The 26,209-nt window shown below is 46.3% G+C and carries 26 protein-coding genes; 11 read left to right on the forward strand and 15 right to left on the reverse strand.

Annotated features, from left to right (window positions below; genetic code table 11):
* Positions 1-139 precede the first annotated feature (139 nt).
* The 4 genes from KNQ08_RS13920 (at position 140) to KNQ08_RS13935 (ending at position 4,054) form a co-directional block, all read left to right on the forward strand.
* The gene (locus KNQ08_RS13920) at positions 140-469 is read left to right on the forward strand and encodes a hypothetical protein (protein ID WP_035395686.1); all 330 of its coding nucleotides are present in this window, start codon (positions 140-142) and stop codon (positions 467-469) included.
* Positions 466-1,689, forward strand: coding sequence for a glutathionylspermidine synthase family protein (locus tag KNQ08_RS13925; RefSeq protein WP_149428021.1), 1,224 nt, complete (start codon positions 466-468; stop codon positions 1,687-1,689). Before KNQ08_RS13920 ends, KNQ08_RS13925 begins: the two co-directional genes overlap by 4 nt.
* Positions 1,686-2,321: a Rossmann-fold NAD(P)-binding domain-containing protein gene (locus KNQ08_RS13930; RefSeq protein WP_149428020.1), complete on the forward strand. Its 636-nt coding sequence runs from the start codon at positions 1,686-1,688 to the stop codon at positions 2,319-2,321. Before KNQ08_RS13925 ends, KNQ08_RS13930 begins: the two co-directional genes overlap by 4 nt.
* A gap of 239 nt (positions 2,322-2,560) precedes the next feature.
* Positions 2,561-4,054, forward strand: coding sequence for a peptide MFS transporter (locus KNQ08_RS13935; RefSeq protein ID WP_023469735.1), 1,494 nt, complete (start codon positions 2,561-2,563; stop codon positions 4,052-4,054).
* Positions 4,055-4,098: 44 nt separating this feature from the next.
* Here the strand turns inward: KNQ08_RS13935 and KNQ08_RS13940 are convergent, their stop codons facing one another.
* Complete coding sequence (locus KNQ08_RS13940; protein ID WP_023469734.1) at positions 4,099-5,370, reverse strand: purine/pyrimidine permease; 1,272 nt, start codon at positions 5,368-5,370, stop codon at positions 4,099-4,101.
* Between the two features lie 158 nt (positions 5,371-5,528).
* On the opposite strand from KNQ08_RS13940, the gene KNQ08_RS13945 reads away from it, so the two are divergent.
* Positions 5,529-6,224 (forward strand): alpha/beta hydrolase, encoded by a 696-nt coding sequence (locus KNQ08_RS13945; RefSeq protein WP_214806169.1) that lies wholly within the window; start codon positions 5,529-5,531, stop codon positions 6,222-6,224.
* Positions 6,225-6,330: 106 nt separating this feature from the next.
* Here the strand turns inward: KNQ08_RS13945 and KNQ08_RS13950 are convergent, their stop codons facing one another.
* The 5 genes from KNQ08_RS13950 to KNQ08_RS13970 all read right to left on the reverse strand — a co-directional run bounded on the left by KNQ08_RS13950 (position 6,331) and on the right by KNQ08_RS13970 (position 12,305).
* Entirely contained in the window at positions 6,331-7,266 is a 936-nt protein-coding gene (locus tag KNQ08_RS13950) for a carbohydrate kinase family protein (protein WP_050677176.1), read from the reverse strand.
* Positions 7,253-8,146 carry a PRD domain-containing protein gene (locus KNQ08_RS13955; RefSeq protein ID WP_323679827.1) on the reverse strand — a complete coding sequence of 298 codons (894 nt, stop codon included), beginning with the start codon at positions 8,144-8,146 and terminating at the stop codon, positions 7,253-7,255. The genes KNQ08_RS13950 and KNQ08_RS13955 overlap by 14 nt, the downstream gene beginning before the upstream one ends.
* A 76-nt stretch (positions 8,147-8,222) precedes the next feature.
* Positions 8,223-9,635: a sucrose-specific PTS transporter subunit IIBC gene (locus KNQ08_RS13960; RefSeq protein WP_023469730.1), complete on the reverse strand. Its 1,413-nt coding sequence runs from the start codon at positions 9,633-9,635 to the stop codon at positions 8,223-8,225.
* A gap of 169 nt (positions 9,636-9,804) precedes the next feature.
* A complete protein-coding gene (locus KNQ08_RS13965; RefSeq protein ID WP_023469729.1) occupies positions 9,805-10,608 on the reverse strand; it encodes an endonuclease/exonuclease/phosphatase family protein in 804 nt (267 codons plus the stop codon).
* Positions 10,609-10,694: 86 nt separating this feature from the next.
* Positions 10,695-12,305, reverse strand: coding sequence for a PTS transporter subunit IIBC (locus KNQ08_RS13970; protein WP_244150235.1), 1,611 nt, complete (start codon positions 12,303-12,305; stop codon positions 10,695-10,697).
* Positions 12,306-12,619: 314 nt separating this feature from the next.
* On the opposite strand from KNQ08_RS13970, the gene KNQ08_RS13975 reads away from it, so the two are divergent.
* On the forward strand, positions 12,620-12,901 hold the full coding sequence (locus tag KNQ08_RS13975) for a helix-turn-helix domain-containing protein (protein WP_023469727.1): 282 nt from the start codon (positions 12,620-12,622) through the stop codon (positions 12,899-12,901).
* A gap of 435 nt (positions 12,902-13,336) precedes the next feature.
* Here KNQ08_RS13975 and queF read toward each other — a convergent pair whose 3' ends face one another.
* The 9 genes from queF to KNQ08_RS14020 all read right to left on the reverse strand — a co-directional run bounded on the left by queF (position 13,337) and on the right by KNQ08_RS14020 (position 19,494).
* Positions 13,337-13,825 carry a preQ(1) synthase gene (queF, locus tag KNQ08_RS13980; RefSeq protein ID WP_023469726.1) on the reverse strand — a complete coding sequence of 163 codons (489 nt, stop codon included), beginning with the start codon at positions 13,823-13,825 and terminating at the stop codon, positions 13,337-13,339.
* Between the two features lie 13 nt (positions 13,826-13,838).
* Positions 13,839-14,555 carry a 7-carboxy-7-deazaguanine synthase QueE gene (gene queE, locus KNQ08_RS13985; RefSeq protein ID WP_023469725.1) on the reverse strand — a complete coding sequence of 239 codons (717 nt, stop codon included), beginning with the start codon at positions 14,553-14,555 and terminating at the stop codon, positions 13,839-13,841.
* A complete protein-coding gene (gene queD / locus KNQ08_RS13990; RefSeq protein WP_023469724.1) occupies positions 14,552-15,007 on the reverse strand; it encodes a 6-carboxytetrahydropterin synthase QueD in 456 nt (151 codons plus the stop codon). Before queD ends, queE begins: the two co-directional genes overlap by 4 nt.
* Positions 15,004-15,660, reverse strand: coding sequence for a 7-cyano-7-deazaguanine synthase QueC (gene queC, locus KNQ08_RS13995; protein WP_023469723.1), 657 nt, complete (start codon positions 15,658-15,660; stop codon positions 15,004-15,006). Before queC ends, queD begins: the two co-directional genes overlap by 4 nt.
* 171 nt (positions 15,661-15,831) lie before the next feature.
* Complete coding sequence (gene bshB2 / locus KNQ08_RS14000) at positions 15,832-16,482, reverse strand: bacillithiol biosynthesis deacetylase BshB2 (RefSeq protein WP_149428016.1); 651 nt, start codon at positions 16,480-16,482, stop codon at positions 15,832-15,834.
* Positions 16,479-16,847, reverse strand: a complete 369-nt coding sequence (locus KNQ08_RS14005) for a YojF family protein (RefSeq protein ID WP_029342921.1) — start codon at positions 16,845-16,847, stop codon at positions 16,479-16,481. The genes bshB2 and KNQ08_RS14005 overlap by 4 nt, the downstream gene beginning before the upstream one ends.
* Before the next feature lie 61 nt (positions 16,848-16,908).
* Positions 16,909-17,724, reverse strand: coding sequence for a pyridoxine/pyridoxal/pyridoxamine kinase (gene pdxK, locus KNQ08_RS14010; protein ID WP_023469720.1), 816 nt, complete (start codon positions 17,722-17,724; stop codon positions 16,909-16,911).
* 131 nt (positions 17,725-17,855) lie between these two features.
* Entirely contained in the window at positions 17,856-18,860 is a 1,005-nt protein-coding gene (locus tag KNQ08_RS14015) for an inorganic phosphate transporter (protein ID WP_023469719.1), read from the reverse strand.
* Between the two features lie 16 nt (positions 18,861-18,876).
* Positions 18,877-19,494, reverse strand: a complete 618-nt coding sequence (locus tag KNQ08_RS14020) for a DUF47 domain-containing protein (RefSeq protein ID WP_023469718.1) — start codon at positions 19,492-19,494, stop codon at positions 18,877-18,879.
* A gap of 341 nt (positions 19,495-19,835) precedes the next feature.
* Here KNQ08_RS14020 and cbpA point away from each other — a divergent pair, with 341 nt between their 5' ends.
* The 5 genes from cbpA to KNQ08_RS14045 all read left to right on the forward strand — a co-directional run bounded on the left by cbpA (position 19,836) and on the right by KNQ08_RS14045 (position 26,192).
* Positions 19,836-20,474 carry a cyclic di-AMP binding protein CbpA gene (gene cbpA / locus KNQ08_RS14025; RefSeq protein WP_149428015.1) on the forward strand — a complete coding sequence of 213 codons (639 nt, stop codon included), beginning with the start codon at positions 19,836-19,838 and terminating at the stop codon, positions 20,472-20,474.
* Positions 20,475-20,531: 57 nt separating this feature from the next.
* Entirely contained in the window at positions 20,532-21,305 is a 774-nt protein-coding gene (locus tag KNQ08_RS14030) for a pyrroline-5-carboxylate reductase family protein (RefSeq protein ID WP_251133724.1), read from the forward strand.
* 208 nt (positions 21,306-21,513) lie between these two features.
* Positions 21,514-22,071 (forward strand): TetR/AcrR family transcriptional regulator, encoded by a 558-nt coding sequence (locus KNQ08_RS14035; protein WP_087681646.1) that lies wholly within the window; start codon positions 21,514-21,516, stop codon positions 22,069-22,071.
* A 14-nt stretch (positions 22,072-22,085) separates the two neighbouring features.
* Entirely contained in the window at positions 22,086-25,319 is a 3,234-nt protein-coding gene (locus KNQ08_RS14040) for an efflux RND transporter permease subunit (protein WP_214806170.1), read from the forward strand.
* 219 nt (positions 25,320-25,538) lie between these two features.
* Complete coding sequence (locus KNQ08_RS14045; protein ID WP_050678422.1) at positions 25,539-26,192, forward strand: C40 family peptidase; 654 nt, start codon at positions 25,539-25,541, stop codon at positions 26,190-26,192.
* Positions 26,193-26,209 lie beyond the last annotated feature (17 nt).

A 26,209-nucleotide genomic window follows, 5' to 3' on the forward strand; every position in this document is an offset into this window, starting at 1 on the left:
CCTCCTTTTCGTTCTATAGATACTATTACCACATTGAAGGAAAAAAAGTTCCGACAGAACAAAGAAACTTTTCTCTCCAAAAAAGCGTATACTATCCATAACGAGAGTAAAAGGAAAGGGGACTGAGACGGTGAATTGGATGAAACAAGCGACACTAGCTGCAACACTGTTGATCGGAACGACACTGAGTGGGTGTGGATCGGATGATGCACGAGCGGAACGACCAGATGATCCGGATTGTGATGACTATGAGTATGATAATGATGAAGGCGTTTGGTACTGTGATGATAGTTCATCAACCCATTCAGGATACTATTACTGGGGCGGTAGTTATTTCGCATCACGTGCCTTGATGCATAGTGCGATGCGAACAAAAGGGTATACGCCGAAATCAAAAGAAGTAAAGAGTTATAACACGAAGACAAAGGGATTCGGAACAGGCTCATCTTCCGGCTTTTTCGGCGGATGAATAGACGACAAACCTTTTACGGAGACATCGATCGTTTTTGGGATGTGCTAGACGGGGAACCGTACGCTGTGACGGAAATCATGCCCATCTCGGACGAACGAATCGACCAACTGCATATCGCGGCGCAAGAAGTTTACAAGATATTTGAAAAAGTACTTCCGATTCTTCGATCGATGGATGATGAGGCACTGCTCGAGCTGGGCTTTCCAGTTGAAAGTCTCGCTTTTTTGCGACTCGAGACGATGCGACCGTTGACCGTCATCGGACGCTTTGATTTCATTGCGACGGCAGATCGTATCTCACTCATGGAATGGAACGCGGATACGCCGACTTTCATTAAAGAAGTATTTGAAGTCAATGATGTCGTAGCGGAAAAACAAGGTTTTGAACGGGTCAACGATGGGGAAAACAAATGGCTGAAGGCAACTGTCCGTCGTGCGATCGAAGCCGCGATACATCGGACGAAACAGCATCCGCATGTCGTCTTCACCTCACATGGTGACCACATCGAGGATCGATTGACGGCTGAGTATTTGCAGTCGTTTTGGAGTGATGCGACCTATTGTCCACTTCATGCATTAGAGATTCGTCCAGAAGAAGGTCTGTACGATGAGGCTGGTAAAAGAATCGATATCTTATATCGTCAAACCTTTCCGATCGAGATGGCCTTACTTGACCGGGATGAGGACGGAAGAAATTTAGGACAATTACTCCTGCAACTCGTCGAGACGGGTCGACTCGAAATCATCAACCCGCCGTCTGCCTTTTTAATGCAAGCTAAGTCGGTTCTTGCATTGATCTGGATGTTGCATGAAGCCAATCATCCGTACTTGAGCGAAACGGACCATATGACGATTACGCGTTACTTTTTACCGACGTACTTATCCGCTGATCCATTCATTTCAAGCCAGCGATTATTCGTTAAAAAACCAATCTTCGGGCGTGAAGGAGATACCGTGACGGTCCATGATGGACAAGGACATATCATGCTAAAGAATGAACAGCATACGTTTCGTGATCAACCGGCTGTTTATCAAGCGTATCAAGAATTACCGACGTACTCACTTCAGGAAGAGGGAGAAGTCGCGTATATGTATGGTGTCTTTATTTTAGGAGGAAGACCAAGTGCGATTGGTGTACGTGCCGGAGAACGGATTACTGGAAACCGTTCCTATTTCGTACCAATTGGTCGACAGCATGAAGGAGGGAGAAACGTATGAGAGCAGCAATTTTAGGAGCATCTGGTCTAGTCGGACAAGAACTCGTCGATCGTTTGTTGGCAGAAGATACGTATAGCGAGGTACATGTTCTCGTTCGCCGCCCGATGCGCCGTTTTCATCCGAAATTGGAAGAATGGGTGATTGATTTTGATCGTGTGACAGAAATTGAACTACCTGTCGTCGACCATGTCTATTGTGCACTGGGCACGACGATCAAACAAGCAGGATCACAAGAGGCATTTCGTCAGGTTGACTACACATATCCGATTGAACTTGGCCGTGAATTGTTAGACCTCGGGGCGACACGATTTGCCTTAATTTCGGCGCTCGGTGCCCATCCGAATGCCAAAACCTTCTACAATCGCGTAAAAGGGGACACGGAAAACGGATTACGTGTACTCGGATATGACGCGTTATTGATTTTTAGACCATCCTTGTTATTAGGGGATCGAGATGAATTCCGCTTAGGCGAACAAGCGGCTGCGAAAATTTCGACGGTCTTACGCCCCTTGTTGAAGCGGAGCGCCATTGCTCCGATCGAAGCTGGTCAAGTCGCTGCGGCGATGATCCGTGAAACGTTACATGCACCGCCTGGAATTACAATCATCGAATCGAAACAGATGCAATCCTGAGCAGTCGAGTAGTCGACTGCTCTTTTTGTTATTCTTGTAACGTAAATAATATTTGACTCGTCAAATGATTTGCGGTTGAATGGTAAAGTGCTGTCTCATATATAAAAAAAGAAGTGAGACAATTCAGGCAAAACAGTGTATTCGTATCCTATCTGTTTCGTCACGCTTATCGTTTGGGGAAAGCGGGAAAAGATGATGGATTATGCACTTATTTAGGATTGATGAAAGGAGCCGATCATATGGCAGAGTTTGATCGCGATCAGGTCTATAAGACCGTTCCGCAAAAAGGATTCTTCGGGAATCCGAAAGGGTTGTTCACCCTCTTCTTCACTGAGTTTTGGGAGCGTTTCTCCTACTATGGCATGCGTGCCATCCTTATCTTCTATATGTACGATTCAGTTGCCAACGGTGGTCTAGGTATCGATAAGACGACAGCTGCGTCAATCATGGCCGTTTATGGTTCGCTCGTCTACATGTCAGGGATCATTGGGGGATGGGTAGCTGACCGTTTACTCGGTACGTCACGCACCGTCTTCTATGGCGGTATCTTGATCATGCTAGGGCATATCGTCCTTGCTTTACCAGCAGGCATTACAGCCCTCTTCATCTCGATGGGACTTATCGTTATCGGTACTGGTTTCTTGAAACCGAACGTATCGAATATCGTCGGTGATTTGTACAGCAAGACGGATAACCGCCGCGATGCTGGTTTTAGTATCTTCTATATGGGGATCAACGCTGGGGCATTCCTCTCACCACTCGTCGTCGGTGAAGTGGCTGACCGCGGTGGATATCACGCTGGTTTCGCACTCGCTGCCATCGGGATGTTCGCAGGACTTGTCGTCTTCGTCTTGACGAAAAAGAAAAACCTTGGTCAAGCGGGTACGTATGTCTTGAACCCATTAAAAGGGGACGAGAAAAAACGCTTCATCACGATCGCATCAATCGTTGTCGTCGTCGTTGCGGTACTCGGTGTCGTTGCATCGATGACAGGACTGTTGACGATTTCTCGTTTTACTTTAATGGTCACGATTCTCGGGATCTTGATTCCGATCGCTTACTTCACAGTCATGCTTCGTAGTCCAAAGATCACGGATGATGAGCGCTCACGTTTGATTGCGTATATTCCGCTCTTCATCGCAGCAGCGATTTTCTGGGCAATCCAAGAACAAGGTTCATACGTCCTCTCCATCTTCGCAAGTGAACGGACGAACCTTTCATTCTTAGGATTCGAGATTCAGCCGGCATTCTTCCAATCGTTGAATCCGCTCTTCATCATCGTATTAGCACCTGTTTTTGCGAGCTTCTGGGTCAAACTCGGTGACCGTCAACCAACGACGATGCAAAAGTTCTCGTTTGGTCTTCTGTTCGCCGGACTTTCGTTCATCGTCATGACACTACCAGGTATCCTGTTCGGTGTGGAGACGTCAGTTAGTCCACTCTGGCTTGCACTGAGCTTCTTCCTCGTCGTCATCGGTGAGCTCTTCTTGTCACCAGTCGGTCTATCGGCAACAACAAAACTGGCGCCGGCAGCCTTCTCAGCGCAAACGATGAGTCTGTGGTTCTTGACGAACGCAACAGGTCAAGCGGTCAACGCACAAATCGTTAAATACTACACGAATGACACGGAGATTTTGTACTTCGGTATCACAGGTATCGTTGCCGTCATCTTCGGATTACTCTTGTTCGCTTTCGCACCAAAACTTCAAAAATACATGCGCGGTATTCGCTGATGCATGAAAAAAGACGCTTTCTCAATCGAGAAAGCGTCTTTTTATTAATCATTCGTCCGGATATGGCGTAACCCTTCTGCGAGCAAGGCGACCAATGTTCCGAGGACGAGACCGTTTGACATCAGGGTCGTCACGAGTGGCGGTAAATCGGCCGTTGCTCCTTTTGGTAGTAACAACGCACCGATGCCGACAAGGACCGGGAGACCGACCGTGATCATCGCCGTTTGACGATTCAAGTCGCGGGCTGCTTCCGTGACGCCGATGATTGCCATTCCGGCAACGATCGGTGCGACCATCGCATAACCGACAGCGACGGGGATTTTAGCGATCAATCCGACGAATGGTGTCACGATACTGAGGAAGAGACACGTGATATTCGCATAGACGAACGCTTTGCGGTCCGTGTTATCTGTTGAAGCAATGAACCCAGCCGTTCCGGAAATGGCGACAGGACCCACCGTACCGAACAGACCAGCGAAGAGTTGTCCGATACCAGCCGTGATACCAGCTGTTCCGACTTGTCCTTTGACGGTTTCACCACGCTTGGCACTGATGATCCGTTCGATGACCTTGATGTTCGCTAAGACGTTCGTCATTAACAACAACGAGATGATGAGAGCTGTCGGTAATAAGCTCCAGTCGACATGAATACCGCCGAACGGCAATAAACTCGGTAAAGTGAACAGTGGACCATCGAAACTTGGCATCTCGGCACGACCGATCAATGCAAACATGCTCCAACCGACGAGTAGCGTGATTAATAAAGCGTACTGGCGTAAGCGATCACTTCGTTCTAAATAAAGCGAGATCAAGACCGTCAGAATCGAGATGACGGCAGGTAATACTTGAATTCGTCCATCCTCGATATTGAGCAATCCTTTCATAACGGATCCGGACAGTTGTGCCGACAGCAGTAGCATGTAGACACCGATGACTTGCGGTGTAAAAAGAGGGACTAAGCGCCGTAATACACCCGTCATCGTCAAGACGATACAGATGATACCGCTGAGTAGGAGTAAGAATCCAAGCGACTGTAAAGTGTTTGAATAACTGCCGTACAATGTGACACCAATCGACGAATAGAGGGCAAATACACCCCACCAAATTCCAGCAGGACCTTCCATGATCGGTAGACGGTGTCCGAGCAGGACTTGAAAGAGACTTAAGATGGCAAATACGAATAGACAACGAGATAAGAAGGAAAGCGTCTCGGCACCCGAGAGTTCAAACGATGCTGCGATGGCAAGGGGCGGGGCAATGTTAGTACAGATGATGAATAAAAACCATTGAATCGTAGACACAAGGGTACGCGGCAAAACGTGAATCTCCTTTCGAAAAAACAATATTGGTTTCATCTTAAACCAATTCATGAAAAAGCGATAGGGATGCTTACAATGACTGAAAATTCTAATATTTGTTTTCATATGTGATTTAACACATAATGTGGGGTATAACGGTAACGGGAGGGAATGAAATGAAAAAATGGAGTATAAGAATCATTGGAACGATTGCTGCGCTGTTGGCACTGCTCGTATTTGCATTCATGATCTGGGCGCAGTTCGATTATGATGCATCTCCCCAAGCGATATCTTACGTGGAGACAGCTACACCACGTGAAGTGACATTTGGAAAAAAGACGAGTGACGTCGGATTCATCTTTTATCAAGGGGCAAAAGTCGATGCAGCGGCCTACAGTTATTACGGCAAGCAACTAGCGAAAGACGGGCACTTCGTCGTCATCCCGAAGCTACCGTTTCGGATTGCGTTGCTTGACTCAAGCGAAGGACTCGATGTCATCGAGGAGTATCCGCAGGTCAAAAAGTGGTATCTGATCGGGCATTCGCTCGGTGGAAGCGCAGCTTCGACGATCGTCGAACAACATCCGAAAATTAAAGGAATCGTTTTCCTCGCGTCCTATCCGATTGATTCGATTGATGTACCCTCGTTGACGATTTATGGTGGACGAGATGGTGTCTTACCAGTCGCTGATATCGAAAAAAGTAAACAGGACGTTCGAAAAGATGCCGTATTCCATGAAATCAAGCAAGGGAACCATGCGAACTTTGGTATGTACGGTCGACAAAAAGGGGATAACAGCAGCTCATTAACGCCAAAAGAACAACAGGACGAGTCGTTAGATGAAATCAAACGATTTATCGATACACCTTAATCAATTCTCTAGTGAATAAACGACTCATCAATCAAATGAAAAGGATGGAGAGATTCTGGCACTGGGTCCGGAATCTCTCCATCCTTATTTCTACTGAGTCATCGATTCAATTCAAGCGATGAGCGACTTCGTCGAGCGTTGGCAAAGCAGCCATCGCTCCTTTGACGGAAGCAGCAAGTCCGCCTGAAATCGCTGCGAATCGACCGATGTCGCGAAGTTCATCTTCAGACCAATCAAACGAAAAATCGCGTAACGCGCACTGGTAGAGTAAACCGGACATGAAGGCATCTCCAGCTCCTGTCGTATCGATTGCGTCGACCGTAATCGCATCGATGACAGCCATCGCACGATCCGTATAGAGAATCGATCCTTCACTTCCTCGCGTGATGGCAAGAAGACGAATCGGATATTCAGCTAACAATTCAGCAGCCCCGTCATCAAGATTCGTTTGTCCAGTTAGAAACGTCAATTCTTCCTCAGCAAGTTTGACGATTTGTGCATCCGGTAGGACAGACCGGATCGTCGTCCGCGCTTCGTCAAGATTCGGCCATAGCGACTCTCGTAAGTTCGGATCGTAAGAGACTGGTACTTGGTGCGCTTTTGCACGTGCGATGGCTTTTCGTGTCGCGTTGACGGATTCTCCAGTGATCAAAGAGATCGAACCGATGTGTAATAAATCGACGGACGTGAAATCCTCCGGTACATGTGTTTCGTGGAATTGCATATCAGCGCGCTCCGCGTTGATGAACTCGAACGACCGCTCTCCATCCTGACCGTTCGTAACGAGCACAAGTCCTGTTTTTTGCGTCGAATCGTGGACGAGATGATCGGTACGAACACCATAATGATGTAACGTATCTTTCAAGAAGTGTCCCATCGAATCATCACCGACAGCTCCAAGAAAATAACTATCAGCGCCTAATCGAGCGAGTCCGACAGAGACATTGGCAGGAGCACCTCCAGGATTTTTTTGAAACGTCATGTTTTCAGCATCAAGAGGAATCAAATCAATCAATGCTTCCCCTAAACTAAAGATTTTCATACGTAGAACTCCTTTCAAGATCCGGACGAATCCGTTCGATGTGTAAAGCCATATAGCCGATTTCTGATTCAGGTACACGTGTATCGAGTTCGACAGTCAACCAATTGCCCATTTGACTCGCACAGGCATAAGCCTCAGCATAACGTGTTTTGACGGCAGATAAAATCACATCATCCATGTCGTGTAAGGTTTCTCCTTGTTCAATCCGGGCGAGGACCAATTTCATGTGCGTAAAGAAACGATAATACGTCATCGATGAGGTCTCGATCGTTTGTCCAAAAAAGACTTCGATCTGTTCACGTAGTTCATTGAGTAACGTAACCGTCTGCAACGCAGTGGCCATATTCGGATGCGTTTGGCGTGCATTGTATAAGTGAAGCGCGATGTTCGCAGCTTCTTCTTTCGGTAGCGTGACCTGTAAGGCACGCTCGATCTCAAGAACTGCCCATTCTCCAATCGCATACTCCGGTCCATACAAAAGGCGAATCTCTTCTGCCAATCGATTATGCACGACGAGTTGTTCACGTGCTAATCGTACGGCATGAGCAAGGTGGTCCGTCAGACTGACGTGAATATAGTCATGAAACGGCGTTTGGAGCTCACCTTCTGCATGTGAGATGATGCGTTCCGATAAATCAATGATCTCAAGTGGTGTCGTTGTCAGAATCTCTTTGAACTGTTCTGCATTTTCAAATGAAGGGATGAACATTTTTTCGATCTTCGTCGCTTGAATCGGATCTTTTTTCTTTTTTCCAAAAGCAATGCCTGGTCCCATGACGATGCGTTCCTGTCCATTTTCTTTGACGACAACAGCGTTGTTATTGAGGATCTTATGAATAATCAGCCTGACGTCCTCCTTTCCGATCTTTTCTTTTATTATAAAGCGAACTTCAGCGCTTTGCGAACCGACAAATGCGACCACCGAGCCCGAGGACTCGGTTTGGTCGCATGAAGGATTAAGCAGCAACGTCCGTTTCTTTTTGTTTCCGTGCATCGAGACGCATCAAGACGACAGTCGAGATGAAAGCAGTGACGACTGCAATGGCGAACCCGACGAGATAGTTGATCAAGTTTGACGCACCGAGTGGCGCGACGATCGCAATCATCGGAATTCCAGTTAATCCATAAGCGTTCGCAGCGACTTGTGTCAAGACGACATAACCGCCACCGATCGCACCACCAATGGCACCACCGATGAATGGTTTTCCAAGACGTAAGTTGACACCGTAGATGACGGGTTCTGTGATTCCGAGAAATGCTGAGAACGCAGACGGTAGGGCGAGTGCTTTGAGTTTAACGTTCTTCGTCAAGAAGTAAACGGCAAGTCCGGCACCACCTTGAGCGACATTCGCCATCGACCAAATCGGTAAGAGGAAGTTCTTTCCGATACTCTTATCTGCAAGTAATCCTGCTTCAATCGCATGGAAACTATGGTGCATCCCTGTGATGACGATTGTCGAATAAAGTCCACCGAAGAGAAGACCGGCTACGACTGAGAACTGTTCATAGAAGAAGACGAGTACGAATGAAATGCCTTTTCCGAGTAACGTTCCGATCGGACCAATGACGATCAATGCCAGGAATCCAGTGACGAGAACCGTAACGAACGGTGTCACGAGTAAGTCAAGCGTTTCGGGTGTCCGTTTCCGGACTTGTTGTTCAATCTTTGCCATGACCCAAACGGTTAAGAGAACCGGGAAGACCGTTCCTTGATAACCAATCAACTCGATGTTCATTCCGAGGAACTTCATGACTTCCGGATCACTATTACCGAGCGTCCAAGGGTTTAAGAGGGACGGGTGTGTCATGATCCCCCCGATGACGGCACCGAGGTACGGGTTCGCACCGAATTCACGGGCTGCCGAGAAACCGATCAGGATCGGTAGGATGATGAAGGCAGAAGACGAGAACATATCCAGTAGTTGGACGATCGGTGAATCACCGTCAACCCAACCGAAGGCCTTGATCATACCGAGTAATCCCATCAAGAGACCGGCTGCGACGATTGCCGGAATGAGTGGAACGAAGACGTTCGAGAGCGAGCGGGCAAGACGGGCGAACGGATTTAATTTTTGCGATGCAGCCTTTTTAACGTCGAGTGGTTCTTCTCCATCGACCTTTACACCGGCAAGTGGTGCAAACGCAGCAAATACCTTGTTGACGGTACCGGTTCCAAAGATGATTTGGTATTGACCAGAACTTGAGAAGGCGCCGCTGACACCATCTAAGTCTTCAAGTGCTGCTTGATCGACCTTTGATTCATCATGCAAGACAAGACGTAAACGCGTCGCGCAATGAGCAGCAGTGATGATGTTCTCGCGTCCGCCGACGAGTTCGAGCACACGTTTAGCAGTTTGTTGATAATCCATCGGAAAAGTCCTCCTTTTTCATGAAACGTGCTGAATGAGACAAAAAAAGGCAAGACCGAACAACACCTCTCCTAACGAGGTGTCATTTCGGTCTTGCCAGCCGTACTGTCACAATCCGCACTATTGATTTGATTTCATCTTAAAGGAGGAAAGAAAGCGTTGTCAATACTTAATGTTCATTTTTTTGAATCTGAATATCGACCTCAACACCGTAGTGGTCTGAAACGACGGGACCGTGAATCCCATCGAATACGACCCCGACGCGTTCGACGTCAATTTTCCGATTCGATAAGACGAGATCGATCCGCAATCCTTGTTGATTGTCTTCCCATCCATCGATGTTGCCATTGATCGTCTCAATTCCGACCGTTTCCTTAGCTAGCAGGAAGACGTCGTGTAATCCCCGTTGCATCATATAGTCATAACCTGTATTTCGTTCTAAAGCATCGTTGTTGAAATCACCGAGGAAGAATGTCCATTCGAGTGGATCCATCCGGGCCATCAAATGATTGAATTGTTCTTGGAACGGTTCGACTTCATCTGCCCACCAGCCAAGATGGCATGTATTGAACGTAATCGGTGTACCGTCGACTTGGATCGTCGCACGGACGATTTTTCGCGATTTCCAATCGAATGTATCTTGACTGCGGCTGACATAATAACTGTCCGATTTTAAGATTGGGTGTTTCGTCAAAAGAGCGAGTCCTTCTTCATACTTATCATAGCCGATATGAGCAAAATCCCAGACTAGGGAGTAGGTTTGACCTTGTTCTTTTAACGCTTGCTGGATCAAATAGGCAAAGTTATCGTTGCGCACATCGTCATAGACGATGGGTGTATCCATCAATTGACTCACTTCTTGCAGTGCGACGACATCATAATCTTGAGCGAGAATTTGTTGAACGATCTGGTTTAATTTTTCGAGTGGCTGTTCTTCCTGCCACGAATGACAGTTTAGTGTGAGTAGACGCATGAGTGGTCCTCCTGATTTTTCAAATAAGAAAGGTGAAACTCTTATAAAAGAGCTTCACCTTTAGGTAGTTCCCTAATCTCGCAGGTTTATGCGCCGATCCGGTCTTGGATATCTGATTTTAAGATATCGGCTTTTGGACCGTAGATGGCTTGCACGCCATTGTTCTTAAGGATCAGACCAAGTGCACCGTTTGCTTTCCAGTCTGCTTCTTTTGCAACAAGCGCTGGATCTTTGACAGTGACACGAAGACGCGTCATGCAGGCATCGACGTCCTCGATGTTTTGCTGTCCACCAAGCAAATCGATGATTTGTGAAGCTTGCGAACCGTCGGCAGGAGCTGATGTCGCAGCAGCCTCACCTGAAGCTTCAGTTGTAGATACGTTGATATCGTCAAGATAGTTCCCGTTACGACCTGGTGTCGCATAGTTGAACTTCTTGATGACGAAACGGAACGTGAAGAAGTTCAAGAAGAAGAAGAACACACAGACACCGATGAAACGAATTAAATCACCAATTAATCCAGCTTTTGCAATCAATGGAATCCGCGTCAAGAGTTCGATCGCACCGAATGCGTGAATCCGAAGATGCATGACATCTGCTAGTGCGAAAGCAACACCCGTGAGCACAGCATAGATGACGTAAAGAACAGGAGCGATGAACATGAACATGAATTCGATTGGCTCCGTGACACCTGTCAAGAAAACTGCAAGTCCAGCAGATAAGAAGACAGGTTTGTATGCTTTCTTCTTATCTTCATCAACTGACATGTACATTGCGACAGCGATACCGATCAATGAAGCAAGTGATGTGACGACTTGTCCTTCTTTAAAACGAGCAGGAACGACACTGTTGATTAAGTCATTGTATCCTTGTGTGTTACCGGCTTGTTTTAAGTTAACAAGGTCAGTGATCCAAGCTAACCAAAGCGGATCTTGACCAGCAACTGTCGATCCTTGAGCGGCGCCTGTCAGGATTTTGTACGTTCCACCGAGTTCCGTGTAGTTCATCGGGACAGTCAACATGTGATGAAGACCGAACGGAAGTAATAGACGCTCGAGTGTACCGTATACGAACGGTGCAATGATCGGTGCAGAATCACGTGAAGAGGCAATCCAGCGACCGAAGTCATTCAATAAGCCTTGAACGAACGGCCAAACGAGTGATAAGGCGAATGCTGCAACGACTGATCCACCAATGACGACGAATGGTACAAAACGTTTTCCGTTGAAGAATGCAAGCGCATCTGGCAATTTACTGAAGTTATAAAATTTATTAAAGAGAACGGCACCAAGGAAACCAGAGATGATTCCGACGAATACTCCCATGTTGAGAGCAGGTGCCCCTAAAACTGAAGTGAAATAATCTTTTACGATGAGCTCAGAACCAAGCAATGAATCGACCGTTGCTTTTGGGTCCGCGATCATGTCAGCGTTGACACCGAAGATAGCTCCTGTGACACGGTTGATCAAAATGAAGGCGAGTAACGCTGCGAACGCACCACCAGCACGTTCTTTTGCCCATGACCCACCAATCGCGACGGCGAATAAGACATGAAGGTTCGTAATGATAGCCCAACCTAAATCTTCAACGATTCGAGCAATCGTTTGCATTAACGCGATATCGCCTCCATACATGCCGATCAGTTTCCCGACCGAGATCATGATTCCTGCAGCAGGCATAACCGCGATGACGACCATCAAGGCTTTACCGAGTTTTTGCCAAAAATCGAACGAAATAGCATTTTTCAAGATCATTCACTCCTTTTGTATCTCTTTTTCTCTAATATGTGTGTAAGAACAGTGCAATAATGTAAGCGATTAATGCAACCGTTTGCATATAGAATTGTAAGCGATAACTTTTTAAAAAGCTAGTGTTTTACAAGAAAAATATTTGAAATTTTATTTTGATTAGAAATTGATAGTTCGGAAAGGTATTCAGATTTTAAAAAAGTGGGAATAAGACTACAGTGAACGTTGTTTAGTTTTAAAAGAAGAAAGGATGTTTGAAGCGGATGAAAGAAGGGATTCAACCGATCGGACAGTACGGACAGCGGATTCGTACATTACGAGAACGTCATCAGTTAGATCAAAATACATTAGCAGAGTTAACTGAGACGACACCTGAGATGATCCAGCGTATTGAAAGTAGCATTGCCCATCCCTCATTTTCAATGATTGAGCGACTGGCCCGTGTCTTACATGTCCCTTCGGATCACTTAATTCGGCATATCTGGCCACCTGAGGTCATCCGTCAGCATGATAGCCCGTCCTTGATCGACCTTCCATCTAGTTGATGGGCATCAAAAAGGAGGAATAAAGGGATTTCTTCTTGTAGATTGTAGACAAATGGGCTGACTCAAAAAATGACGCGTCTTTTCACGCCCTTTCCTCAGGCGAGACACAAGCCAGTTTTCCCACTCTATTCGAGCAGAAAAACGGGTCTTGTTTGTCTCTGACAGCGCAAAATCGCGCTTTTTCCTGTAGGAGTGGCGTGTAACGCGTCATTTTTTTATATCGAAAGAACAATCAGAGAAGCGCTTTGTTCACTCGGCATCGATTCCTTGGGAAAAACAAGCAAGAGCGACCCTGCAGCGAAGTGAAGCGGCGCGATGCTTGTCCCAGGAAAACGATTCGAGACGAACAAAAAAGCGCAATCCTTCTCGTTAGAGAAAAATTGCACTTTGTCTTCAGTCTCAAAGGGATTTCCCCTTGTCCCTCTTTTAGTCGTCTTAACGATTATCGATTGTTTCAGGATAGAGATCGTGATTGAATAAACGGTGCTCTGCCATTTGTTCGTATTTTGTACCAGGCTTCCCATAATTGTAGTACGGATCAATTGAAATTCCACCGCGTGGCGTGAATTTGCCCCATACTTCAAGATAGCGAGGTTCCATCAATTTCACGAGATCCTTTCCGATAACGTTGATGCAGTTCTCATGAAAATCACCGTGGTTACGGAAGCTGAACAAGTACAACTTCAGTGATTTTGATTCGACGAGTTTTTCGTCCGGGATGTACGAGATGTAAATCGTCGCGAAGTCCGGTTGATTCGTGATCGGGCAAAGACTCGTAAATTCTGGTGCATTGAATTTCACGAAGTAATCATTTTCCGGGTGACGGTTCGGGAATGCTTCGAGTACTTCGGGTTGGTATTCAAAAATGTATGGAACGGCTTTTTGGCCGAGTAACGATAAGTCGTTTAAATCTTCAGGGCGCATAAATCATTTCTCCTTAGACGCCACGATCGTTCGCGAAAACGAGGGCGTGTAGTTGTGGTAGGACGCGCGCATGATTGAAGCGCTCATCACGGGCGACGCGTTCCCAAAGTGTTTTTAAATCGTGTAGCATGCGTGGAGCGATCGTTCCTTCTTCGTGCGGATCAGGATTACCGAGCGATAGATAAAGCGTCTTTAGCGCATATCGTTCTGAAATCATCGCCGCGAAGTCGAGGTCTTCCTCATTAAAGATGACGATTTTAACGGCACGCTGTTGTTCCGGTAAACGTTTAAAAAAGACATCCAAGCGATCGAAATCAATCTTCATCCCACTTGAAGGTGGTTTAGGGCTAAGTGTGACGTCATCGATATCAAGCAACCAATTTTGCCAGTAGGAGCCTTGTGTCTCGACGGACATCGTGATGTTTCGTTCTTTTAGTGCCGCAACCAGTGTGCCGATCGAAGCATGAAGTAACGGGTTCCCACCAGAAATCGTGACATGTCCGTAAGAGCCGAGTGCATCAAGACGTTCTATAATCGTCTCTGCCGTCAAGAGTTCAGGTTTTTCAGAACCATCCCATGTGAAGGCGGAGTCACACCACGAACAGGAGTAGTCGCAACCGCCGGTCCGGACAAACATCGTCTTTTGACCAATCGATCGTCCTTCTCCTTGAAATGTTGGTCCGAAAATCTCGAGAACCGGAATTTTTGGTGTTTTCGTTAAGGCACTCATGCTTCGTTCATCCACTCACGACGGACTTCAGCAAAAGCAGTCGGTGTCTCATAGAGCTTGACGAATTCGACACGAAGTCCACGCTCATCCGGAAGGTGTTGTCCGAGCGTCTCGAAAATCCAAGCCGCCATGTTTTCAGCTGTCGTATTCATGTATGGTAACGATTCATTCAGGTAGCGGTGATCCAATAGTGGTTCGAGATGTGTTTTGAAGATTTTTTTGAGATCACCAAAATCGAGTGTCATACCGCGGTGATCCAGAAAACCACTGATCCCCATATCGACATGGTACGTATGACCGTGAAGGGCACGGCATTTTCCATCATAATCATATAGGTGGTGTGCTGCGTCGAACGTTAATTTTTTTACGATCATAACGCGGGATTTCGTATAGATAAGCGAGTCGCCAGTCGGGCGCTCGACCGTTTCAGGTGCTTCGTAATTGAATGTCATGTGTGTTGAACCTCCTTGATGTATGCATCTAAGCCATTTTTCCGTAATTCACAGGCCGGGCATTCGCCACAACCATCTCCAATGACGCCGTTGTAACACGTCAACGTGCGATTTCGAACGAAATCAAACGCACCGAGCGAATCGGCAAGCGCCCACGTCTCTTTTTTGTCGAGCCACATGAGTGGCGTGTGAAGTACGAATGGATAGTCCATCGCAAGGTTCAATGTCACGTTGAGTGACTTGATGAAGGCATCACGGCAGTCAGGGTAACCGGAAAAGTCCGTTTCACATACGCCAGTGACGATATGACGGATTCCGCGTCCTTTCGCAAGGACGGCTGCGAACGAAAGAAACAGGTGATTTCGTCCATCTACGAAAGTAGAAGGAAGACCATCTTCATTCGTCGTGATGGTTTGGCTGTGGTCAGTCAAGGCGTTACTCGTCAGTTGACTGAGAAGAGAGAGATCAAGCTCATGGTGTTTGACACCGAGCTCAGAGGCGATGTCGCGTGCGACTTCGAGTTCTTGTGCATGACGTTGTCCGTAATTAAACGTCACGACTTCGACTTCTTCGTATTGTTTCAATGCCTGAAACAAACAAGTCGTTGAGTCTTGGCCGCCACTAAAGACGACAAGAGCACGTTCGTTTTTCATAATGTACACTTCCATTCCTAGTTTTTGTAACGGAGGAGGTTACGAACTCCGGAGACATAGTCTCAACTATTCACACTAGCAGAAGCCATTGAAAAAGTCGACGTTTTCTGATGAAGACAAAAAAAGAGATGCGTATCGTCAATCGGACGGTACGCATCTCTTGTAAGAAGATTAAAGCGGATAGTGATAGTAGCGTTCTTTGACGAGTAGATCTCGAATGTTCGAATCTTCCGAGATGACTTTCATCAGACCACCTGTTTGTGAAGCATGCGCTTCTAGTGCCTTGATCTTTTGATCCGTATAGGCACTGACATCATGAATGAACGTTCCTTCCCCGAGCTCTTCTTTCGTATTGTTCGCGAAAGCGACCGCAAGGAACTCTGGACGATCAGTAGGATCCATCATCCGAAGGGCACGAACGACGGCACGAGCTGTCGCTTCATGATCGGGATGGACCGCGTAACCCGGGTAGAACGAAATCAAACGAGTTGGTCGTGTCTGTTGAATCAAGGCAAGAATACGGTCAGCAAGTGCTGCTTCATCCTCGAATTCAACGGTCTTATCACGAAGTCCCCACATTTGGAGATCCGAAATCTTCATTTTTGCAGCAGCATCAATCAACTCGCGTTTACGAATCGTTGCGAGCTGTTCCCGGTTCGTAAAGACAGGACGTCCCATGTTACGTCCCATCTCACCAAGTGTCAGACAAGCGTAAGTGACAGGACCACGGTTTTCAGCGTGTTCGATGATCGTACCGGCAGAACTGAAAGCTTCGTCATCCGGGTGAGGGAAGACGACGAGTAAATGATCTTCGTGTGTCATGCGTCTACCTCCTCTGCACCTTGAGCGAATGGTGTCGGGCTAAGTTCAAAAGCAATCGCAAGACGTCCTTCGATATCGTGACCGGCAATCAACAATTGATCCCCAGCAAATTCGAAGTCAGTCAATCCTTCACCGTATAACCAGCCGTGCGCAAGTTTCAAACCGATCCGGTAAGGTCCGTTTCCTGTGATCAGACCACGTTCGTAAGTGATTTCCGCATTACGGAAAAACATCCCTGCGCTATGGAAAGTTGGATCTTGGTGCGTCGCGTAGGCACCGTTCGTCGTCTCGACGTGTACATATAACGGTGTATTCGCATGTTCGTCGATATAACGCTGTATTTCTTGTAAATCAATGGCTTGCATAAACTTTTCTCCTCTCCTATACAGAAAGAAGTCCGCGGATATCGCGGACTTCTTAAGCGGATCAAGACTGGACTGTACGATGTGCAGCGTGGTCAGTTGGTCCGACGTATTCATTCAAACGGAATGAATGACGAATCGCGGAAGTGATGAAAGATTTTGCTGTACGGACAGCAGCTTCTACCGATGCACCTTTTGCGAGTTCGGCCGTGATTGCTGCAGAGTACGTGCAGCCAGCACCGTGCGTGTACGGTGTCTCGATTCGTTCGTCCTCAATCAGGATAAACTCTTTTCCGTCATAAAGCACGTCAACTGCTTGTGGATGGTCAATCTTGCTGCCACCTTTGACAAGAACGTATTGCGCACCTTTTTCATGAATCCGCGCTGCTGCAAGTTTCATCTCGTCGATCGTTGCTGGTGTTTTACCAAGACCCGACAGTTGTCCGGCTTCGAAGACGTTCGGTGTGACGACCGTCGCAAGTGGTGTCAAGACATCACGAAGTGCGTTTGCCGTATCAGGGTTCAGTACTTCGTCTTCGCCTTTACAGACCATGACAGGATCGATCACGACGTTTTGAACGCCGGATGATTTGATTTTCTCAGCTACGGCTTCAATGATCTCGACAGTCGGGAGCATACCCGTCTTCATCGCATCAACACCAATACCTCCAAGGACCGTGTGGATTTGTGTCCGGACGAGTTCTGTGTCGATTGGGTAAACCGCATGGTGCCAAGAGTGATCAGGGTCTTGGGCGACGATGACCGTCAAAGCATTCATTCCATAGACACCAAGTTCTTGGAATGTTTTCAAATCAGCTTGAATACCAGCTCCACCGCTCGTGTCGGAACCAGCAATCGTTAAGGCTTTACGTTTTGTCATGGGGCATTCCTCCTAAAGAAATAGACAATCCTTCTTGTTCTTCATCATAGCGAATTATGGGAAAAACAACAACTATCGACGCTTCTGACGTACACAAAACCCCACCTCTTTTGAGTAGGCGGGGCAAGTACTTATTTAATGAATAAGAAGTCAAGAATATAGTAGATCAAGGCAGCGAAAGCCATTGAAATCGGCAATGTGATGACCCATGTAATGAGCATGCGTTGTGCTGTTCCCCACTTTACACCTTTCTTACGGTGTGATGTACCTACACCCAAGATGGCAGAAGAGATGACGTGTGTCGTCGAAACCGGAAGATGAATCGCTGTCGCTCCAAAGATGATTGCTGCTGATGTTAAGTCAGCTGCAACCCCGTTGACCGGACGGATTTTCATGATTTGACCACCAACGGTCTTGATGATCCGCCATCCACCGACAGATGTTCCGAGACCCATTGCGATCGCACATGAGAGTTTAACCCAAGTCGCAACTTCGTGATCCGTTTGATAACCAGATGAGATCAAAGCAAGCGTGATGATCCCCATCGCTTTTTGTGCGTCGTTCGTACCGTGTGTATACGACTGCAAAGCAGCGGTTGCAATTTGAACATGACGGAAGCGACGATTCGTCTTCGCCAAGTTTCCTTTTTTGAAGATGACTTTAAAGATTGCATAAACGATGAAACCGAGTGTGAATGCGAGTACTGGTGAAATGAGCAAGGCTTGAACGATTTTCAAGAAGCCTTTTGCTTCGATTCCTCCGAATCCAACAGAGGCAACAGCAGCACCAGCAATCGAACCGATCAGTGTATGCGAAGAACTTGACGGAATACCGAAGTACCAAGTCAAAAGGTTCCAGGCAATGGCTGAAATCAAGGCAGCGATGACGACGTAGCTACCATGTTCAAGTGTTGACGGGTCAACGATGTCACCAGAGATCGTTTTTGCGACTCCAGTGAACGTGATTGCACCTAGGAAGTTCATCGATGCAGCCAAGATGATGGCATGACGTGGTTTCAAAGCACGAGTCGACACCGAAGTCGCGATCGAGTTCGCTGTATCGTGGAAACCGTTGATGAAGTCGAAGCTAAGTGCGAGAATCACGATTATGGCGGTGATGATAAACAGGCTATCCATCTCGTTAGCTCCTCACTTAAGCGTTTTTCATGATGATCGTTTCAATGACGTTAGCTGCATCTTGGCAGTAGTCCGCGATTGATTCGAGCGATTCATAGATTTCTTTATATTGGATGATTTTAATTGGATCTGTTTCTGTTGCGAACAATGCTTTGATCGATTTACGGCGTAGGTTGTCACAAATCGTCTCTTGTTCTTTGATTTTGATGACGTGTTCACGCATCGGTTGCAATTTACGTGCAACAAGAAGATCCATTGACATCGCGAGTTCTGTGACAGCGATGTTGATTTCATCGACGAACTTGATCATGTGCTCGTCTGCTTGAACGATATTGTAGATTTCGAAGATCGCTGAACATTCTTCAAAGCCGTCTAAGACGTCATCAAGTGCGTTAGCAAGTGCGAGTAAGTCTTCACGGTCGATCGGCGTGATGAACGCATTGTTCAAGTCGATGATCAACTGGTGCATCAAATCGTCCCCAGCTGTTTCGAAGTCTTTTACTTTATGTGCAAATTCTTTTACATCCGCGATGCCGTTGATTTTAAAGTCAACGAAGAATTGCGAAGTCGTTTTTAAGTGTCCTGCGATTTCGGATAATTTCACTGCGAATGGATCTTGTTTTTTACTAAACATTTCTTCTGCCTCCATATTAAGAACAAGAATAGAATAGTGAAGTAACTTCACGAGTTCGATTGTAGCAGACGGTATTGTAAAAGAATACATTTATGAAGCGTCTTTACGAAATCTTAATAAATCTTAATATGAAGGTGATTGTAGATTTAATAAATTGTCTGACAATGGTAAAAGCGAAGTGTACTTGATTGAAATGAGTTGGATTATGTTGTAATTGCAAGAGATTGTCTTGTGATTGTAAGAATAAAAGCGCATCAGAAGTGGGAAAAGAGGATATGGCGCATGAAAATCGAATGATATGATTAAGTCTGCGTAATCAGGTAAAAGAGGAGGATTTTATTATGCTCGTACAAAGTTTATGTATTCCGAAGCATCAATGTGTCACGATTTCCGAGACAGCGACGATTCGTGAAGCACTCGACACACTTGAAAAAACCGGATACCGCTGTGTCCCGGTCCTTGACCAATCAGGACAGGACTTCAAGGGCAACATCTATAAGATGCACATCTATCGGCATGGGATGAATGGTGGCAGCTTAGACGACAACGTCATGTCGCTGATTAAGAATACATCCAAATACATCTATACAGGAAGTAATTTCTTTGAAGTCTTCTTCTCGATCAAGGAATTACCGTATATCGCGGTCTTAAATGACGATGGTCATTTCTTCGGTATTCTACCTCACGGAAAAATGCTTGAAATGCTTGAAGAAGCGTGGAACCGTGATTCTGGAAGTTACGTCCTGACTGTAGCCCTTAGTGAACAAAAAGGGGCACTTGAGAAGATCTCGAAGATCGTCAACAAATATTCAACGGTCGCGAGTCTGATGACACTCGATGCGAAGAGTAGCGTCATGCGTCGTGTATTGATTACATTACCGACGGATTGTGACGAGAAGACGAAGAAAAAAATCGTCAAGAAACTTGACGATAAGGGACTTCGAGTCGTTGCTGTCGAAGATTTAGCCGTTCGTGTATAATGGACCCGCACAAGACCAGTTCATGACTGGTCTTTTTTTGAGGGAAAGGAAGGATAGATGATGAAACTATTAATAGTAGGAGCCGGTGCGATGAGTGAGGCACTCGTTCAAGGATGGGTCGCTTCTGGATTTGCACGAGAAGATATCACGATGACAAATCGGAGTGGTGGGGCACGCTTGACAGAAGTCGCAGCACGACACGGTGTTCAGACGGTCGAGCAGGAAGATGTCTTCTTATACGATATCGTCATGCTGGGCATGCAACCCGATGGTGTACTCAACTATGTAGCGAATCAACAATGGACGAATCAGACGATCGTTTCGATTGCTGCACATATTACACCATATGAAATCGAACAGTTGGCAAAACGTCCGACAGTTGCTGCCATGCCAAATACCCCAGTCGCACACCGTTTAGGAATGACTGGACTATGGTTCGGCTCACGCGTGAATGAAGAGATCCGAAGTGTAGTCGAGGCATTATTTGGACGTGTCGGAGAAATTGCGGAAGCAAATGAATCGACGATGCCTGCATTCATGGCGGCAGCTGGATGTAGTCCTGCTTTCTTCTATGAAATCGTAGCTGGCATGGTGCCGGTTTTGACGGATGCTGGTTTTGAAGAAGAAAATGCACGCCGAATCGTTGCTCAAGCGATGAAAGGTTCGGCTGAAATTCTCATGCGCTCCGACGCAAGTACGGATCGTCTGATTGCTGATGTTGCGGCACCTGGTGGACCAACGGATCGTGGCGTCCAAGTGCTACGGGAGCATCACTTATTCGATACGATGCAAGCGGCACTACGAGAGAGTGCACGCGAAGCAGACGAATAATGGATTCAAAAGAGGCTGACTCAAAAAGAATGACGCGTCTTTTCATGTCCTTATCGTAGAGACTGACATTTGAGTCAGTCTTTTTTTTCGTTCACGAAAGTTTCACGTGAAACATAAACAAAGCGATTGCATCTTGAAATAAGAATTCGTACACTGTAAAAAGAAACCGTCCAGACGGTACAGTAAATATGAGGGAAGGGGGAGACTATTGGCCAGTGCAAAAGCGCAAGAGACACGGCGTCGGATTCTTGAAGCAACGACGACGATCATTTTGCAACAAGGATTCACCCAATTGACGCTTGAAGAAGTAGCGAAACAAGCGAATGTCTCAAAAGGTGGACTATTGTATCATTTCGCTTCGAAAGAAGCTTTATTAATGGGGGTCATCGAGGCGCAAGAAGCACGACAATTTGAACTATATGAACAGCATCAGTTGACGATGGGACCGATGGAAGCGTTCGTGACGTTGCAAATCCAGCAACAAGAGGAGTTCCATCTCGACATGGATGCGCTTCTTTACTTGTTGTCCTTGTTAAAGGATCATGCGACGTTCGTCGAGGAACGAAAGCGACAAGCGGAGCAGTTCTTTCGCCAACTGACAGAACAGATGGATCCGGTTGAAGTATTGTCGATTCGCTTTACATTAGACGGTTTGAAATTGTCGGAGCATTTTCAGTTCGGCGCACCGTCTCCAGATGTGCGACAACGATTAATTCAGCAATTAATAGAACGTGCACGACGACTAGATAAACAAATTGAAGAGTGAGGGAGAACCATACGATGAAAAAGATCATCCAGTTTTCGGTGAACAATAAGTTTGCCCTCTGGCTCATGACGATCATCATCACGGTTGCCGGTATTTATGCGGGAACATCGATGAAGCTCGAGACATTGCCAGACATCACGACACCGACCGTGTCGGTGACGACGATTTATCCAGGCGCTACACCAGAACAAGTTCTAGATGAAGTCAGTCGAGAACTTGAAAGTAAGGTCGAAAATTTATCAGGAGTCGATACTGTACGTTCGACGTCATTCCAAAATGCATCGAACCTACAAATCGACTATAACTTCAGTACGGATATGGAAGAAGCCGAGCAAAAAGTAAAAGAAGCTCTTTCAAACGTCGAATTACCGGAAGGTGTTCAGGAACCACAAGTATCACGGATTTCCTTTGATGCATTCCCGGTCATCGGTTTTGCCGTTTCGGATAAGGAACGTTCCCTATCTGAATTAACGAAACTCGTTGAAAACGAACTTCAACCGAAGCTTGAAGGAATCGAAGGGGCGCAGACGGTTCAAGTCGCGGGTCAAGAGATTCGCCGGATCGAAATTCGCTTCGATGAGAAAAAACTCGAACGTTACGGTTTAACCGAAGAGAATGCGAAACAATTGATCCAAGCTAATGATTCACGTTTAGCGCTTGGCTTGTACGAGTTAGGAGATAAAGAACAAGCGGTCGTATTAGATGGAAAAGCAACGACGGTCAAGGAATTAAAAGATCTTCGTCTTCCCTATACACCACCAGCATCGGATACTCCTGAAGCAGGACAAGCAGGACAAGCAGGACAAGCAGGACAAGCAGGACAAGCAGGACAAGCAGGACAAGCAGGACAAGCAGGACAAGCAGGACAAGCTCCATCGTCAGCCCCTGCGGCATCTCAAACGACACCATCGACAGGTGCGGCGTCAGGTCAGGCAACACAGACGGCGCCAACGCAAGTACCAACTGTCACGTTGTCGCAAGTCGCGACGATTGAAGATAAAGGAATCGAGGAATCGATCTCGCGTTCGAATGGTGAACGATCGATCGGTGTTCAAGTGACGAAGTCGCAAGATGCGAATACGGTCGATGTCGTCAATGCAGTGAAGCAGACGATCAAAGACTTTGAAAAAGAAAACGGTTCGGTCAAGGCATCTGTGACACTTGATCAAGGAAAACCAATTGAGGAATCCGTTTCGACGATGATCAGTAAAGCATTGATTGGTGCGTTATTTGCAATCGTCATCATCTTGCTGTTCTTGCGGAACATTAAATCAACGATCATCGCTGTTATTTCGATTCCGTTATCGCTTCTAATGGCAATTCTTGTGCTGAAGCAGATGGATATTTCCTTGAATATCATGACACTCGGAGCCATGACGGTCGCAATTGGTCGAGTCGTTGATGATTCCATCGTCGTCATCGAAAATATTTATCGCCGTTTAACGGATCCGACGGAAAAATTAAAAGGAAAAGAACTGATCATCAGTGCAACACGAGAGGTCTTCATTCCAATCGCTTCGTCGACAGTCGTTACGATCGCGGTCTTCTTGCCACTCGGATTCGTTACGGGATTCGTTGGTGAGCTCTTCTTACCATTCGCTTTGACAGTCGTCTTTGCACTGTTCGCGTCCTTGATCGTTGCGGTTACGGTCGTTCCGATGTTCGCCGATTCGCTCTTTAAGCGTGGTAAAGCACCAAAACCGGAAAAAGAAGAGGGCGGAAAGTTGGCGAACGGATATCGCCGTATGCTGAATTGGTCTCTCAACCATAAACTCATCGTCTTTGGTCTATCAGTCTTGCTGTTGATTGGTAGTTTTGCTCTCGTACCAACGATTGGTGTCAACTTCTTGAATCAAGAAGGAGAAAAGACACTCTACGTCACGTACAATCCAAAACCAGGTCAAACGTTGGATGATTCGTTAAAAGCAGCTGATCAAGCAGAAGATTATTTCAACAAACAAAAAAATATCGATAATCTTCAGTTTACCGTCGGTGGAGAAAATCCATTGAATCCAGGGAATACGAAACAAGGGGTCTTCATCGTCCAATACGATCCAGACACGGAAGATTTCGCAGATGTTAAACAGACAGCCATCAAACAGCTGAATGCTGACATTCCGACAGGAGAATGGAAAGAGCAAGACTTTAGTGGTGGCGCAGCTTCGTCAGGCGTCTCGTACTCGATCTTTGCGAATAATATTGAAGATTTAGAAGCAGTAACACCGAAATTCGTTGATGCGATCGAAGGTGAATCGAAGTATGTTCGAAAAGTAACGACAGATTTAAAAGAAGCGTATACGCAATATACGTTCGAAGTCGATCAGCAAAAAGCGGCTGAATTCGGCGTTTCAACAGCACAACTTGCGCAAGGCATTGCTAATGTCCAAGGAGAAGAAAAACCACTTTCTACTATTAAGATAGATGGGAAGGAACTCGATGTCATCGTTCCAAACGAACAAACGACATACGATTCCGTTCAAGATTTGGAAGAGACGGATGTTGTGACACCGCTTGGCGTTCGCAAATTGTCCGATTTCGTTGAAGTGAAGAAAGGAACGACTCCTGATTCGCTCAACGAACGTGATGGAAAACTCGTCGCTACCGTTACAGCAGAACTAAAAACGGATAAAGCAACAGAGGCTTCTCAAGCGATTGAAAAGTCCGTTAAAAACATTGATCGTCCGACAGGCGTCTCGTATGAGCAAGGTGGAGTCACAGAGCAGATCCAAGAGTCGTTCACACAACTTGGTCTAGCAATGGCAGCAGCTGTAGCCATCGTCTATCTTGTCCTCGTCATTACGTTTGGAGGAGCATTGACACCACTCGTCATCTTGTTCTCACTTCCATTCGCAATCATCGGTGGACTGGTTGCCCTATTGATTACAGGAGAGACGATTTCTGTGTCATCCTTGATTGGTGCTTTGATGTTGATCGGAATCGTCGTGACGAATGCGATCGTCTTGATCGACCGTGTCATTCATAAAGAAGCGGAAGGTTTATCGACGCGTGAAGCACTACTCGATGCAGCAGGTACACGTTTACGTCCAATCTTGATGACAGCACTTGCGACGATTGGTGCACTTGCACCACTTGCGCTTGGACTCGAAGGTGGCGCATTGATTTCAAAAGGGTTAGGTGTGACGGTCATCGGTGGACTGACAAGTTCGACGTTGTTGACACTCCTCATCGTGCCGATCGTCTATGAATTCTTAGCACGTTTCCGTAAAAAGAAGTCAATTGATTCTTGAAAAAACGATTAAGTGACTCAAACTGACAGGTATGTAGAAATGGCTATCCTAAGCCGTTCTACAACCTGTTTTTTTATTTTGTTACAAAAGTATTACGAAAAAGAATGCGCGTTAAAGAACTGTAATATGATGAAAATCTGGAACATGATAGGATAAATACAGAAATTATCTGACAATTCAGACGTACAATACATTCATACATAAGAGGAGAATGAATCGATGAAAGCTGTCACTCGTGTTTTGTTAACCTTAACGTTACTCATCAGTAGTTGGACACTCGTCCCAGCATCAACGCAAGCTGCAACAAGTAAAAAAGTAGTGGTGTCAGTGGATGTGCTGAATATTCGTGCAAAAGCTGCTGTATCCAGTAAACGAGTCGGGCAATTGAAACTTGGACAAGCTGTAACCGTCGTAGGTCAGGTCAAAGAATGGTATCAAATTCGTCATCAAGGGAAATCAGCATACATCGCCTCTACATACACGAAAGCATATAACGCTAAAGCGACGAAAGGTCTTAGTAAAACAGGATCAACGATCGTTTCGGTAGCAGAAGGTCTCAAAGGACGTCCTTATGTTTTTGGTGCGACAGGTCCTGTTAGCTTTGATTGCTCTGGATTTACACGTTACGTCTATCAAGCACTAGGAAAATCACTCCCACGTACGGCAGCGGCTCAATACTCAGCAACAAAACGTACGGCACCTGGCGCTGGGGATCTCGTCTTCTTTACACATGGAAGTGGGATTCAACACGTTGGAATCGCTGTCGATGGCGGTACGATGATCAATGCGAACTCGTATTATGGAAGAGTCGTCAAAGAATCGTTCCGTGGCGGTTACTGGGGATCACGGTATGTAGCGGCAGGAACTCTTTAAACGAAATGAAGCGACGA

The organism is Exiguobacterium sp. s46, assembly GCF_018618875.1.
GTDB lineage: Bacteria > Bacillota > Bacilli > Exiguobacteriales > Exiguobacteriaceae > Exiguobacterium_A > Exiguobacterium_A abrahamii.